Here is a 12,896-nt window from a genome sequence, read left to right as displayed (position 1 = left end):
AATTTCGGGTAACCGCGCTGGGGGCACCTCCCGCTTGCGGGGGACTGCTCGGCCGAAAAGATCAGTACTTCATCACGCCGCGGTCGACGGCGATCTGGCTGCCCGACAGGGTCGCCGAGCCGTCACCGGCCAACCACGCCACCACGTCGGAAACCTCTTCCGGCGTCATGAATGTCGAGCGGCCCTCGTCGTCGAGGCCCACGGGATGCAGCGGCATCGGGGCGAAGCTGTGCAGGTAGCTCGGGTACTTCGCGAACACCTGAGCCATCGCCTCCGGCTCGATCATCGGGGTGTTGATCGAGTACGGGTGGATGGAGTTCACCCGGATGCCGTACTCCCCCACCTCCAGCGCCAACGCGTTGGTCAGGGCGACCAGACCGTGCTTCGAGGCGGCGTAATGGCCGTTGCCCGGGGTCGCCTTGAGACCGGCTGACGAGCTCACGATGATGATGGATCCGCCGTTGCCCGCCTCGATCATCGCGGGCACCGCGGCCCGAATGGTCCGCCAGGTTCCGTTGAGATTGACGTCGACGACGGTGTCGAACTGCTCGGGCGACATCTCGAACAGCCGGCCCCAGCTGAGGACACCGGCGTTGGCCACCACGATGTCGAGCCTGCCGAACTGCTCGATGCCGTCGGCCACGACCTGCTGTTGGGCGGCCAGGTCGCGGATGTCGACCTCGCGCGCCAGCACCTTGCGGCCGGTCGCCTCGACCGCGCTGACCGTCTCGGCGAGCTCCTGCGACGTCGCGGGCGCGTAGGTGATGGTGTCGTCGACGACGGCGCACACGTCGATCGCGATGATGTCGGCACCTTCGTTGGCGAGCCTGATCGCATGCGCGCGCCCCTGCCCGCGCGCAGCGCCGGTTATGAATGCCACGCGCCCTTCGAGCGATCCACTGCCTGCCGCCATCACCGGTCCTTTCGTGATCCCCGGCCCAGGCTAACAGCAGAAGTAGAACGTGTTCCAGATCCCTACCAATCCAGTGGATCGCGGATGATCGGGCAGGTCATGCAGTGGCCGCCGCCGCGCCCGCGGCCGAGCTCGGCGCCGACGATGGTGATCACCTCGACACCGGCTTTGCGCAGCAGCGAGTTGGTGTGGGTGTTGCGGTCGTATGCGAAGACGACCCCCGGTTCGACGGCGACGAGGTTGTTGCCGCTGTCCCACTGCTGGCGCTCCGAGTCGTAGGCGGTGCCGCCGGTTTCGACGACGCGCAGACTGCTCAGCCCGAGTGAATCGGCGACGGTCTCGACGAAGGGCTTGGTGGCCTCCTCGACCTCGACGCCCGGGTCGGTGTCACTGGGATGCAGGATGAACGGCTCGATCGAGTCGACGATGCCCGGGTAGATCGTCACCACATCACGGTCGGCGAAGGTGAACACGGTGTCGAGGTGCATGGCCGACCGCAGTTTCGGCATGCCTGCCACGATCACCTTCTCGGCCGCCTCCGCCGCGAACAGCTCGGCCGCGACCTGCGTGATCGCCTGACGTGAGGTGCGTTCGCTCATGCCGATCAGCACGACGCCGTTGCCGGGCACCATGACGTCGCCGCCCTCGATCGTCGACAGACCCCAGCTTTCCTCCGGATCGCCCCACCACACCGTCGAACCGATGTAGTCGGGATGGAATTCGTAGATCGCCTTCATCAACAAGGTCTCGTCGTGCCGGGCCGGCCAGAACAACGGATTGAGCGTGAGCCCGCCGTAGATCCAGCACGTGGTGTCGCGCGTGTAGAGCGTGTTGGGCAGTGGCGGCATCAGGTATTCGGTGACGCCCGTGGCCTCGCGCGCCAAAGCCCGGTAGCCCGACTGCATTTCGGCGGGTAGATCACGGATCGACATGCCACCGATCAACAGCTCCGTCAACCGGCGCGAGGTCAACGAGTCCAGAAACGCTCGGGTGTCGTCGACGAGGCCGAGACCGACCTCGTTCGCGACGATCTTGCGGTCCAGCAGCCAGGCTTTGGCCTCGGGGATGTCCATCGTCTCGGTGAGCAAGTTGTGCAGCTCGACCACCTCGACGTCGCGGTCGCGCATCTTGTCCATGAAGTCGAAGTGGTCGCGGCGCGCGTTCTGCACCCACAGCACATCGTCGAACAACAGGTCGTCACAGTTGGTCGGGGTCAGCCGTTCATGCGCCAATCCGGGCGAGCACACCAGCACCTTGCGCAGCTTGCCCACTTCGGAGTGCACGCCGTAGGTGTCTGAAAGATTGGTCATCTCAGTCCTTTCGATCACTTGACTCCGGTCGTCGATGCCGGGTCGGGCAGATGCACAAGTCCCGTCGGCTCTACCGGGTTCGGCAGATCTAGGTGCATCGCGCCGGTCGCCAGGCTCACCACGGCGGCGATCGCACCGATCACGATCGCGCCGAAGAGCAACGCCTCGGCGGGCCGGAATATGCGCAGGCCGCGCTCACGCCGCGCAATCACGTAGAGCACCGCTCCGGGCGCATAGAGCAGACACGACAGCAGGAGGTGATCCAAACCTGCGGCGTAGAGCAGGAACAACGTATAAGCAGTCGCCAGCGCGGCCACGATCATGTCCGGTACCAACGATCGGCGATCGCCGTAGGTCTCCCGCGTGATGGTGAGCTTGAGCGCGTACGCGGCGGCCAGCAGGTACGGGACCAACGCTAGCGCCGCGGTCAGATCCAGCATGAAGTCCAGCGCGTTGGCGGCGAACAGCACGAGTATGAGCAGGAGCTGCACCAACCCGGTCGCCATGATCAGCGCGGTGACCGGTGCGCCATGAGAGTTGGTGCGCGTCAGGAACTTCGGCATGTCGTCGTTCTTCGCCGGGAGATAGAGAATCTCGGCCGCCATCAGTGTCCAGGCCAGGTACGCGCCCAGCACCGACAACAGCACACCGATGCGTATGAACACCGAACCCCACGGCCCCACCACCGATTCCAGTACGGCGGCCATCGGCGGGTCGTCGACCTGACCGAGTTCCTCCTGCGGCATCACGCCGTACGAACACAACGTCACCAGCATGAATACCGCGAGCACAGACAAGAATCCGGTGACGGTGGCACGCCCGACATGCTCACGCTTGCGCGCGAACCGCGAGTAGACGCTGGCGCCCTCGATGCCCAAGAACACGAAAACCGTGATGAGCATCGTGCCTTTGGCTTGTTCGAACAGCGAATTCCACGAGTAGTTTCCGTCACCGCCCCAGAAGTTCGCAGTGAACACGTCAGTTTGGAAGGCGATGACCGTGATGACGATAAACACCAGGATGGGAACGACTTTGGCGAACGTGGCGATCCGGTTGATGATCGCCGCCTCCTTGACGCCCCGCAGAATCAGAAAGCAGAACAGCCACACCCCGACCGACGAGATGAGCACAGCCACCACCGTGTCCCCGGAACCGAGGGCCGGAAACAACGCGCTGGCGGTCGCCATGATGAGCACCCAGTACGACGTGTTGCCCGCGCAGGCCGAAGCCCAGAATCCGAACGCGGAATTGAAGCCGACGTAATCACCGAAGCCGGCCTTGGCGTACGCGTAGACGCCAGCGTCGAGATCGGGCTTGCGATTGGCCAGTCGCTGAAAAACGAAAGCCAGCATCAACATTCCGGTTCCGGCGATCGTCCACGCGATCAACGCACCCGCGACACCGGATTCGGCACCGAATCGGCGCGGGAGCAGGAAGACGCCCGACCCGATCATCGAGCCGATCACCATCGCCGTCAGCGTGGGCAGACTGACTTTGCCGTCGGCCTTTTCGGTCTGTTCTTCGGTGGCGGTCATGGCTCGTCTCCAACTCTGTGAGTAGGCAGCTTGACGATCTTGAACCTGGTGTAACGGTAGACCACGTCGCGCAGCGGAGAAGCGATGTTGAGGAGGGCGAACAGCCGCTGTGCGCCGATGGCGGTCGGACCGAGTGCATCAGCCAGCGTTGACGGGCAGACCGTCCGTGGCGCCGATGTTTCGATCATTCAGCGTGTGCCCGCGATGAATTCAACCGCACACACCGCGACGTTACCACCGGCCGATGGCATGCCGGTTACAGATCCGCGATTATCTGTTGCCGCTTGGCGGTGTATTCGGCCTCGGTGATGGCACCCGTCGCACGCAATGTCTCGAGTTCCTGCAGGCGTTGCGCGGTCGAGGGCTCCGGCGGGGCCATGAAGGGCGCCGCGGCGGGCGCGGCCTGTGGTGCGGGTTGCGCCGCTGTCTTCTGGGCCGCCGCGCGCCTCACCACTGCCTGCACCTGTTCGCGCGCCGCGGGATTGGCGCGCAGATCGATCATGTTGTTGATTCCGATGTTGTGCGCCTTGAGGATCTGCAGGATCTCCATCAGGGGCTCGGTCTGGCCGGTGAGGTCATATGTGGTGTTGTCCTCGGCCACCGTGAAGGTGGCGGGCATCAACCCGCTGACCAAACTGCTTCTGTCCCAGTCGATCCGATACTCGTGCGTGGTCGGATCGACAATGGCGACCAGCCGGCGGTTGGTGATCATCGGCAACCGAGTGACAGACGCGATCACCCGGTCTTGGGTGGCGAATGGCGCGATGCCTGGACCGGAGATCTGCAGATCGAGCTTCACCAGCGGTTGTTCGTTGATCCGCGTGTTGGTCTCCTGAATACCGGTGACCTGCGCGAGCGCCAGTACGCCCTGTTGTTCGAGCTGCTGGTTCTTGGCCGCGGTCTTCGAGCCGTAGGCCGTGATGGCCAGGGCGATCAACACGTCGACGGCGGTGATGAGCAGACCCGCCCAGAACATCCACTTCATCATGGGCTGAGCGCCGCTCACGAAGTAGATGGTCAAAAATATGGGACCGACGATCCCGCACAGCAGAACGAATGCCTGGATACGGACATACCGCCACAATGTGGACATCGCCTGCTCCCGTCGTCGCGCCCGGCGCAATCAGCGTAGCGTCGAGCGGCCGGTCAGGCGGTTTTATCAGGCGCCGGGCGGAACCATCTGGCTGCCCATGGCCGACCGCGAGGCCAGCTGGTACAGCGTCCAGGTCCAGGGCAGCTGCCCGCCGCCGGCGGTGGCATAGCTCGTGTGGACGGCGATCGCGGCCGCCGTCACCTCTTCGGCCTCGGGATCGTAGTCGCACACGGCGTCACCGAGATTGCACACGCTGATCGTGCGGCTTCCGACCGACACGGGTAGCGCGCCCGGGGCATGAGCCAGGATCGGCCAGTCCTGGGCGACACCCTTTCCGGCGCCGGGAACGCCGGTGACGGAGCCGAGGTTGATGGTCGGGTCCGTCGGCAACCGGTCGCCGTCGGCGATCAGCAGTGCGGCGGCCAGATTGGGGCTCGTTGCGAGCGCGTGCAGATTGCGGTGGACGACCATCGCGCCCTGCGAGTAGCCGGCCAGCACCACCGAGGTGGCCGGGCACCGCTGGGTGAACGCCGCGTACTGGCTGCCGAGGGCGGCCACACCGGCGTCGACGCTGCCCATGAAGCCGCCCCAGCCCAGCAGGTCGCCGTCGGCAGGCACTTCGGTCGCCGGGTAGACGACAGCCTCAGCTGTCATGGTTCGGCCGTCTTGCTGGACCAGCCGGGAGAAATCCTGCAGGGATTGGTAGACCGGGCGCCCCATGCCGCCGTTGACCGCCGGATCGGTGCGCTCGCCGGAGCCGGCAACGCCGATCCAGTGCACGTCCGGGCATGTGGGGTTCGCCGACGCCGTCGCCGCCGTCAGGCCGATCAAAGCCGCACCTGCGATTGCTGCGGCGCTGACCAGTGCACTCAACCGTCGAAACATCAGCCGAACCCCCTACCCATGGTGTACGGGTGGTTCATCGCCACAACGGTCACATGCGTTACATCGACGCGCGGCCGACCGCGCGCCGGTGAATCAGAACGGCAGACCGACCGCGCGCGTGATGCTCGGCAGCTTGGCGAACGGGTCCTCGATCCGCGGCATCTGGGGCGGCGGCGGCAGCTGCGGCGGCGGGATCTTCGACCAATCGACCTGCGGCATCTGCGGCGGCGGGATCTTGGACAAGTCGACGTTCGGCGGCGGGATCTTCGACCAGTCCACGTTCGGGGGCGGCAGCTTGGACCAGTCCACCTGCGGCGGAGGCGGCAGACTCGGCAGACCGGTGCCCGTCGTCGCGGCCGGTCCGAGCATCAGCGCGGCAAGGCTGGTCGGCTGCGGTACGCCGGGATTCTGACGGCCGTTGCTCGACGCGATGATGATGTCGCCCAACACGTCCAGTGCGCCGCCGCCGACCCATCCCGCTGTGCCCGACACCGCGGCGATGACGGCGTCCGCGCTTGGGGCCGCATTCGCGGCGGCAAGACTCGGTGCCCAGGAGGAGGCGTCCGGCGGCCTGAATCCGGTGTCGAACCCGGGCCAAGAGATCGTGGGTGCTTGCGAATTTCCGGATGTCTCGGACGTCGCGGGAGAGCGGGGCGCGGTGGCGATCGGCGGCTTGAACAGATCAGCGATTCCGCCCGTCGAGCTCGCAGCCGGTGCCGCCGACGGGGCCGGCGCAGGAGCCGGCGTCGACGGCGGTGCGGGTGGCGCCGCTTGAGGTGCGGGGGGATGCGCGGCCACCGGTTGGGCATGCGCGGCGGGCCCGGATGCGACGGCCGGGCTCGGGCTCTGGGGTGGCGCGGTGTCCGGCTGCTGTCCGGTGACCCAGATGAGCGCGCCGACCGCGACGACGGCGACAGTTGTCGAGATGCCGGCAATGATCCGCGACGGACTGAGCTGGCCCTGAACCCGCTCGGCGAGCGTCGTCACCTCCGGGATCGGTTCGGTTACATCGACGTCCACCTGATACCTCGACTCGTAGCGATCAATTGTGCGGGCTACTACTTTTCGACAACGCTCCCCCGGCAAACTATCACCGCGCCAGGCGAAATGGGCGACTCCCTGGTTGTTGCGCACGAAAAATCCCCATGTCGCATCGCCGGAACGTGAGCCGAATCACGTCGTCGCCAAAAACAAAGCGGCGCCCACCCTTTCGGGTGGGCGCCGCAATGATGGCGTCAGATCAACTACTTGTTGATCACGTAGGCGAGCCTACTTGTTGATCTTCGTGACCCGGCCGGCGCCGACGGTACGGCCGCCCTCGCGGATCGCGAAGCGCAGGCCCTCGTCCATGGCGACGGGCTGGATCAGCTTGACGGAGATGTCGGTGTTGTCACCGGGCATAACCATCTCGGTGCCCTCCGGCAGCGTCACCACACCGGTCACGTCGGTGGTGCGGAAGTAGAACTGCGGACGGTAGTTGTTGAAGAACGGCGTGTGGCGGCCGCCCTCGTCCTTGGACAGGATGTAGACCTGGCCCTCGAACTCGGTGTGCGGGGTGGTGGTGCCGGGCTTGACCACAACCTGGCCACGCTCGACGTCCTCACGCTTGATGCCGCGCAGCAGCAGACCGACGTTGTCACCGGCCTGGCCCTGATCGAGCAGCTTGCGGAACATCTCGACACCGGTGACCGTGGTCTTGGTGGTGTCGGGGCGGATGCCGACGATCTCGACTTCCTCGTTCACATTGATGATGCCGCGCTCGACGCGACCGGTGACCACGGTGCCGCGGCCGGTGATCGTGAAGACGTCCTCGACGGGCATCAGGAACGGCTTGTCGGTCTCACGAACCGGATCCGGGATCGACTCGTCGACGGCGTCCATCAGGTCCTCGACCGACTTGACCCACTTCTCGTCGCCTTCCAACGCCTTGAGCGCCGAAACCCGCACGACCGGGGCTTCCTCGTCGAAGTCCTGAGCGGCCAGCAGCTCGCGGACCTCCATCTCGACGAGCTCGATGAGCTCCTCGTCATCCACCGCGTCCGACTTGTTCAGCGCGACCAGGATGTAGGGCACACCCACCTGGCGGGCCAGCAGCACGTGCTCGCGGGTCTGCGGCATCGGGCCGTCGGTAGCGGCGACCACCAGGATCGCGCCGTCCATCTGGGCGGCACCGGTGATCATGTTCTTGATGTAGTCGGCGTGGCCGGGAGCGTCCACGTGAGCGTAGTGCCGCTTCTCGGTCTGGTACTCGACGTGCGAGATGTTGATCGTGATGCCGCGCTGACGCTCTTCAGGCGCATTGTCGATCTGGTCGAATGCGCGCGATTCGTTCAACTCCGGGTACTTGTCATGCAGAACCTTGGTGATTGCTGCAGTGAGCGTGGTCTTGCCGTGGTCAACGTGACCGATGGTCCCGATGTTGACGTGCGGCTTCGTCCGCTCGAACTTCGCCTTCGCCACTGTGGTGTCCTCCTGGACTTGTTGGTGCTTTTTCTAAAGCAGTGTTGATGTGTTCAGTTGTGTGGTCCCGACGACCGCCGACCTACTGGCCGGTGGCCTTCGCGCGCTCATTGCTCGGCTCCGGCTCAGTGTCGCGCCTCGGCCGCAAGCGGCCATCGATGCTCTACTGACCCGTCGCCTTCGCGATGATCTCCTTCGACACGTTCGCCGGAACCTCGGCGTACGAATCGAACACCATGGAGTAGTTCGCCCGGCCCTGGGTCTTCGACCGGAGGTCGCCGACGTAGCCGAACATCTCCGACAGCGGAACCTGCGCCTTGACGACGCGCGCACCGCTTCGCTCCTCCATGGCCTGGATCTGACCACGGCGGGAGTTCAAGTCGCCGATCACGTCACCCATGTAGTCCTCGGGCGTCGTGACCTCGACAGCCATGATGGGCTCCAGGATCACCGGCTGAGCGGCCTGCGCGGCCTTCTTCAGCACCTGCGAACCTGCCACCTTGAACGCCATTTCCGAGGAGTCGACCTCGTGGTAGGCGCCGTCGAGCAGCGTCACCTTCAGGTTCACCAGCGGGTAGCCGGCCAGCACGCCGTACTGCATGGCGTCCTGCGCACCGGCATCCACCGACGGGATGTACTCACGCGGGATGCGGCCACCGGTGACCTTGTTCTCGAACTCGTAGGTCGCACCGTCCTCGCCGACGAACGGCTCGAGGTTGATGATGACCTTCGCGAACTGGCCCGAGCCACCCGTCTGCTTCTTGTGGGTGTACTCGACGTTCTGCACGGCACGGCGGATGGTCTCGCGGTAAGCCACCTGCGGCTTGCCGACGTTGGCCTCGACCTTGAACTCGCGACGCATCCGGTCGACCAGGATGTCCAGGTGAAGTTCGCCCATACCGCCGATGACGGTCTGGCCGGTCTCCTGGTCCAGGTGAACCTTGAACGTCGGATCCTCTTCGGCCAGCTTCTGGATCGCCGTACCGAGCTTTTCCTGGTCGCTCTTGGTCTTGGGCTCGATGGCCACCTCGATCACGGGATCGGGGAAGGTCATCGACTCCAGCACGATCTGCTCGTTGGCGTCGCTCAGGGTGTCACCCGTCGTGGTGTCCTTCAGGCCGATCACGGCGTAGATGTGACCGGCGGACGCCCGCTCGACCGGGTTCTCCTTGTTGGCGTGCATCTGGAACAGCTTCCCCAGCCGCTCCTTCTTGCCCTTGGTGGAGTTGACCACCTGCGAACCGGACTCGACGGTGCCCGAGTACACGCGGACGTACGTCAGCTTGCCGAAGAACGGGTGCACCGCGATCTTGAACGCCAGCGCCGAGAAGGGCTCGTCGGTGGACGGCTTGCGGCTGATGATCTCGTCCTCTTTGCCGGGGACGTGACCCTGCACGGACTCGACGTCCAGCGGCGACGGCAGGTAATCGATGACCGCGTCGAGCATGGGCTGCACGCCCTTGTTCTTGAACGCGCTGCCGCACAGGACCGGGTACAGCTCGCTGGCCACGGTCAGCTTGCGGATGGCGGTCTTGATCTCGTCGATCGAGAGCTCTTCGCCACCGAGGTACTTCTCCAGCAGCGCCTCGTCGGTCTCGGCGACCGTCTCGATGAGCTTGGTGCGGTACTCCTCGGCCTTGTCGGCGAGATCGGCCGGGATTTCCTCGACCTCGTACTTCTCACCGAGCGCGGTCTCGCCACGCCACACCTTGGCCTTCATCTCGACCAGGTCGATGATGCCGATGAAGTCGTTCTCCGCGCCGATCGGCAGCTGGATCACCAGAGGCTTGGCGCCGAGGCGCTCCTCGATGGTGCGCACGGTGAAGTAGAAGTCCGCACCGAGCTTGTCCATCTTGTTGACGAAGCAGATTCGCGGCACGTCGTACTTGTCGGCCTGACGCCACACCTGCTCGGACTGGGGCTCGACGCCCTCCTTGCCGTCGAAGACGGCGACCGCACCGTCGAGAACCCGCAGGGACCGCTCCACCTCGACGGTGAAGTCGACGTGCCCGGGGGTGTCGATGATGTTGATCTGGTTCTGGTTCCAGAAGCACGTCACGGCGGCGGAGGTGATGGTGATACCCCGCTCCTGCTCCTGCTCCATCCAGTCGGTCGTGGAGGCACCGTCGTGCGTCTCACCGATCTTGTAGTTCACACCGGTGTAGTAGAGGATGCGCTCGGTCGTCGTCGTTTTACCGGCGTCGATGTGCGCCATGATGCCGATGTTGCGGACCTTGTGCAGGTCAGTCAGCACGTCCTGTGCCACGGAAGTCTTCCCACTCTTTCGCTTGAATATTTGTTGGTGTTACGCCCGCCGCAGCACTGCAACGGGCGTCGAGATCACCAGCGGTAGTGCGCGAAGGCCCGGTTCGCTTCGGCCATCTTGTGGGTGTCCTCACGCCGCTTGACGGAGGCGCCCAGGCCATTGCTGGCGTCCAGGATCTCATTGGCGAGACGCTCGACCATGGTCTTCTCCCGGCGCTGTCGCGAGAAGCTCACCAGCCAGCGCAGGGCCAGCGTGGTGGAACGATCGGGGCGAACCTCGACGGGGACCTGGTAGGTCGCGCCACCGACGCGACGGCTGCGCACCTCGAGGGCGGGCTTCACATTGTCGAGCGCGCGCTTGAGGGTGACCACCGGATCGGTGCCGGTCTTGTCGCGGGCCTGCTCGAGCGCACCATAAACAATGCGCTCAGCCAGCGATTTCTTCCCCTGCAGAAGAACCTTGTTCACCAGCTGGGTGACCAGCTGCGACCCGTAGACCGGGTCGTTGACCAACGGACGCTTGGGCGCCGGTCCCTTGCGCGGCATTAGCTCTTCTCCTTCTTCGCGCCATAGCGGCTGCGGGCCTGCTTGCGGTTCTTGACGCCCTGGGTGTCGAGCGAACCGCGAATGATCTTGTAGCGGACACCGGGCAGGTCCTTCACACGACCGCCACGCACCAGCACCATCGAGTGCTCCTGCAGGTTGTGACCCTCGCCCGGGATGTAGGCGGTCACCTCCACCTGGCTGGTCAGCTTCACGCGCGCGACCTTGCGAAGTGCCGAGTTCGGCTTCTTCGGCGTGGTGGTGTACACGCGGGTGCACACGCCGCGACGCTGCGGGCTGCCCTTGAGGGCCGCGGTCTTCACCTTGGCGATCTTGTCGCGGCGGCCCTTACGGACCAGCTGCTGGATGGTTGGCATGTACCGGCTTTCTCTGTGTTGCTTGTGTTGCTCGTTCTTTTTAAGTCTCTGTACTGCAGTTACGCCCCAGACGTGTACCCCGCGTCCGGGCGTGTCGCACGCGCCCGCACCGGCGGAATTCCGATGCGTGTTAGACATGCGAATTGGCCCGGCGTGCGGGCACGCTTGCGAAACTCCTCAGCCGCATGCGCCTTTCCGGCCAGGCACGATCCACCACAATACCAGGGCCGACCGCGCCGAAACAAACTCGTGCGCAGTCGCCTAATCGCAGGTCAGAGCCTACGGCTGTCGACGCTCCATCCCGGAGGCCAATCGCAGCAGCATGTCGGTGAAAACCGCATCGGTGTCAATATCGTCCATCACGCCGGTCATTTCCAGCAGGACGAAGCCGTGCAGCGCCGACCAGAACTCGAGCGCCGCGTAGAACGCGTCCTCCCCCTCCAGGCCGTAGGACGCCAGAACAGCGATCACCGGGCCCGCCGCAGCTTTGGTCGCCGCCGAGTACTCGGGATCGTCGCCACCGAACGGCATCCGGGTGAAGGCCGAGTAGCGGCCCGGGTGGTGATGGGCATAGCTGCGGTAGGCGCTGGCCATCGCCATGACGGCATCGTCGCGCGTCCGGCCCTGACCCACGGTGTTGAGCATCGCGATGATGTCGTCGACCACACGCATCCGGACCGTGCGGCGCAGGTCTTCGAGGCTGTGCACATGGTTGTACAGCGACGGCCCCTTGGTGCCGAGCTGGCTGGCCAGCGCGTTGATGGTCAGCGCGTCCCAGCCCTCCCGATCCAGAAAGGTCAGCGCAGCGTTGACGATCGAGTCGCGGCTGAGCCTCGTGGTCCTGGCCGATCGCGACCGGCCGCCCGCCGTCTGCGGCTCCGGCCGAACTGACATGTGCGCACTACCTTTGGGTCGAGGTTGCGACCCTGGTGCGGGTCGCCGTGAAACTCTAGTCCCTCGAGTCCGAAGAACCCGGCAGGTCAGTTCACTCGGTCCTGGCTGAGTTGGGCGAGCTGCTCGGTGATCGTGCACAGATCCGGCAGGACGGCCGGGTTCATCGTCTGGATCGACCAGGTGATGACGTCACCACCTTTGGCCACATAGATGCTGCAGACATTGGCGTCGGCCGCCTTGAACCCCTTGTTGCCGTCGATCGAGAGTTCGGTCAGCGTCCGGCCGGCCCGCTGCTCCAACGACCGCTCGGTGTCCATGTCACTGCCCCGGTACCACCACGTCGAGATCCCCATGCCCGCGCCGAACGTGCCCAGCACGGTGTTCTCCTGCCAGAAGCAGCCCGAGTCGCTGACCACGACTCTCGTGAACATCGACGAGCCGACGGCGTTGCGGACATCGTCGTCGGTGACCCCGTTGCAGTCCGCACTCTGAAAACCCCCGCCTGATGGCGCCGGCGGGGGCGGGGTGTCCGGCGCGTCGGGCGAACCGCACCCGGCGAGCAGTGCGGCGCCTGCGGCGAGGCCGGCGACGAGTCTGGCTGGTAACGCACGACCGGGCACG

Annotated in this window: 12 protein-coding genes; all 12 read right to left on the bottom strand. The window is 65.2% G+C overall.

The window, feature by feature from the left end; translation table 11 throughout:
* Positions 1–61: 61 nt before the first annotated feature.
* The 12 genes from AWC31_RS24405 to AWC31_RS24345 all read right to left on the bottom strand — a co-directional run bounded on the left by AWC31_RS24405 (position 62) and on the right by AWC31_RS24345 (position 12,895).
* Positions 62–913, bottom strand: a complete 852-nt coding sequence (locus AWC31_RS24405; RefSeq protein ID WP_085146498.1) for a mycofactocin-coupled SDR family oxidoreductase — start codon at positions 911–913, stop codon at positions 62–64.
* Between the two features lie 62 nt (positions 914–975).
* Positions 976–2,223, bottom strand: coding sequence for an arginine deiminase (locus AWC31_RS24400; RefSeq protein ID WP_085146497.1), 1,248 nt, complete (start codon positions 2,221–2,223; stop codon positions 976–978).
* Positions 2,224–2,237: 14 nt separating this feature from the next.
* Positions 2,238–3,758: a basic amino acid/polyamine antiporter gene (locus AWC31_RS24395; RefSeq protein ID WP_085146496.1), complete on the bottom strand. Its 1,521-nt coding sequence runs from the start codon at positions 3,756–3,758 to the stop codon at positions 2,238–2,240.
* 256 nt (positions 3,759–4,014) lie between these two features.
* Positions 4,015–4,851: an SHOCT domain-containing protein gene (locus tag AWC31_RS24385; RefSeq protein ID WP_085146494.1), complete on the bottom strand. Its 837-nt coding sequence runs from the start codon at positions 4,849–4,851 to the stop codon at positions 4,015–4,017.
* A gap of 66 nt (positions 4,852–4,917) precedes the next feature.
* Positions 4,918–5,736, bottom strand: coding sequence for a cutinase family protein (locus tag AWC31_RS24380; protein ID WP_085146493.1), 819 nt, complete (start codon positions 5,734–5,736; stop codon positions 4,918–4,920).
* 93 nt (positions 5,737–5,829) lie between these two features.
* Complete coding sequence (locus AWC31_RS24375) at positions 5,830–6,756, bottom strand: hypothetical protein (RefSeq protein WP_085146492.1); 927 nt, start codon at positions 6,754–6,756, stop codon at positions 5,830–5,832.
* A gap of 249 nt (positions 6,757–7,005) precedes the next feature.
* The gene (gene tuf, locus AWC31_RS24370) at positions 7,006–8,196 is read right to left on the bottom strand and encodes an elongation factor Tu (protein WP_067842055.1); all 1,191 of its coding nucleotides are present in this window, start codon (positions 8,194–8,196) and stop codon (positions 7,006–7,008) included.
* Positions 8,197–8,359: 163 nt separating this feature from the next.
* Positions 8,360–10,462, bottom strand: a complete 2,103-nt coding sequence (gene fusA / locus AWC31_RS24365) for an elongation factor G (RefSeq protein WP_085146491.1) — start codon at positions 10,460–10,462, stop codon at positions 8,360–8,362.
* 74 nt (positions 10,463–10,536) lie between these two features.
* On the bottom strand, positions 10,537–11,007 hold the full coding sequence (gene rpsG, locus AWC31_RS24360; RefSeq protein ID WP_036429170.1) for a 30S ribosomal protein S7: 471 nt from the start codon (positions 11,005–11,007) through the stop codon (positions 10,537–10,539).
* Positions 11,007–11,381: a 30S ribosomal protein S12 gene (rpsL, locus tag AWC31_RS24355; protein ID WP_007167812.1), complete on the bottom strand. Its 375-nt coding sequence runs from the start codon at positions 11,379–11,381 to the stop codon at positions 11,007–11,009. Before rpsL ends, rpsG begins: the two co-directional genes overlap by 1 nt.
* Before the next feature lie 279 nt (positions 11,382–11,660).
* Positions 11,661–12,275, bottom strand: coding sequence for a TetR/AcrR family transcriptional regulator (locus AWC31_RS24350; protein ID WP_085146490.1), 615 nt, complete (start codon positions 12,273–12,275; stop codon positions 11,661–11,663).
* Between the two features lie 86 nt (positions 12,276–12,361).
* On the bottom strand, positions 12,362–12,895 hold the full coding sequence (locus AWC31_RS24345) for a DUF3558 domain-containing protein (protein ID WP_085146489.1): 534 nt from the start codon (positions 12,893–12,895) through the stop codon (positions 12,362–12,364).
* Position 12,896: the final 1 nt, after the last annotated feature.

The organism is Mycolicibacterium wolinskyi (assembly GCF_002101965.1).
Lineage (GTDB): Bacteria > Actinomycetota > Actinomycetes > Mycobacteriales > Mycobacteriaceae > Mycobacterium > Mycobacterium wolinskyi.
The sequence above is the reverse complement of the archived record's forward strand: the minus strand, read 5'-3'. Positions and strand labels throughout refer to the sequence as shown.